Source organism: Terrabacter sp. P5_B1 (assembly GCF_056400505.1).
Map to the genome: position 1 here is coordinate 1 of NZ_JBFULD010000515.1, position 1,799 is coordinate 1,799.

Genomic DNA, 1,799 nt, shown 5'->3' on the forward strand with positions numbered 1-1,799 from the left:
TCGGCCGCGTCGGACACCGAGAGCGCGAGGAAGCGCACCGGCACGCCGGCGCGCGACTGCACGCCGTTGCACGCCCGGATGACGTCGGCGCCGCCGTGCCCGTCGCCGCCCGGCAGGTGGACGTCGAGGAGCACGACGTCGGGCTGCTGCTCCTTGATGACCTGCACGGCCGACTCGACCGCTCCCGCCTCACCGGCGATCTCGAGGGTGAACGCGCCGGCCCGCGGTGTCGCCGCGAGGGACGTGAGCTCGGCGCGCACGCCGGTGCGGAACATGTGGTGGTCGTCGACGATGACGATGCGGATGGTCCGCGGGTCGGTCATGGAGCCTGCTCCTGGGTCTGGGGGTCCTGGGTGCCGCTGGGCGTCGTGCCCTGGGTGGCGGTGGCGGTGGCGGTGGCGGGGGCGGGCGGGGGGGATGCGCCGGGTGGTGTTGCGGGGGAGGGCTGCTCGGCCTCGGCCGGCTGACCGACGGGCAGGCGGAGCTCGACCTCGGTGCCGTCCGCGCGTCGTCGGATGCGAGCCGTGCCGCCGTGGCGCTCCATGCGCCCGATGATCGACTCGCGCACGCCGGCGCGGTCGTCGGGGACGGTGTCGAGGTCGAAGCCCGCGCCATGGTCCCTGACGAACGCCTCGACGGCGTCGGGCCCCACCTCGACGTACGTGCTCACCGGCGGGCTCGCGTGGCGCACGGCGTTCCACGTCGCTTCGCGGACGGCCTTGACGAGGGCGTCGAGGTGCGCGTCCATCGGCCGGTCGCCGGTGACGACGAGCTGCACCGGCACGCCGTGGAGGTCCTCGACCTCGCCCATCGCGGCGGTGAGGGCGGCACCGAGCGTGCCGGCGCGGGCGTCCTCGTCGTAGAGGTAGCTGCGCAGCTGGCGCTCCTGCGCGCGGGCGAGGCGCGCGACGGTCGCGGCGTCGCCGGACTGCCGCTGGATCAGGGCCAGGGTCTGCAGCACCGAGTCGTGCAGGTGGGCGGCGATGTCGGCGCGCTCGGTGGCGCGGATGCGGGCGGCCTGCTCCAGGCGCAGGTTGCTCCAGAGCCGCAGGATCCACGGCGCCGACAGGACGACGACGCCGACGAGGGCGGCGAGCACGGCCCCGGCGACCTGCCACAGCTCGGTGAGGTTGGTGCCCTGCACGAGCAGCCCGACGAGCCCGAGGATGGTGAGGCCGAGACCGACGACGAGCCAGATCCAGCGGACCGGGCGACGCGCGCCGAGGGTGTCGGTGTCGTCGAGCTGGGACCAGAAGAAGATCGCGCCGATGACGATGGCGACGACGGGCAGGATCACCTCGGGGTGGACGTCGAGGCCGGCGCTGCCGAACCACAGGGCGCCTGCCACGGCAAGGGCCGCGACGCCGAGGAGGGTGAGCAGCACGGGCTGGTTGCCGCTGCGCAGCCAGGTGCGCAGGCTCGCGAGGTCGACGTGGTGACCGGAGCCGGTCGTCCCCGCCGTCGCTGCCGTGCCCGCCGTCGCTGCCGTGCCCGCCGTTCCTGCCGTGCCTGCCGTGACCGCGGGGTCGACGTCGCCGACCTCGCGCATGGTCGCCCACAGGAAGACGTAGACCGCCAGGCCGGCACCGAAGGGAATCGTCGTCAGCACGAGCGCGACGCGGACCGCGACGACCGGGACCCCCAGGTGGGCGGCCAGCCCTGCGGCGACGCCGGCGATGACCTTGCCCTGTCGCTGGCGCACGAGCGGGGGCCGCGGCGTCGTCCGCCACGAGGCTCCCGCGGGACGCGCGGGGCCGGTTCCGTTCTCGTATGCCGTGTGCACCGTCCCATCCTGACCC

2 protein-coding genes are annotated in these 1,799 nt (G+C 75.0%); both read right to left on the reverse strand.

Going from position 1 to position 1,799, the window contains the following annotated elements:
- A partial coding sequence (locus AC1DP0_RS21545; protein ID WP_478088560.1) for a response regulator transcription factor occupies positions 1–323 on the reverse strand: 323 nt, incomplete at its 3' end.
- A partial coding sequence (locus AC1DP0_RS21550) for an ATP-binding protein (protein WP_478088563.1) occupies positions 320–1,799 on the reverse strand: 1,480 nt, incomplete at its 5' end. The genes AC1DP0_RS21550 and AC1DP0_RS21545, both read right to left, overlap by 4 nt.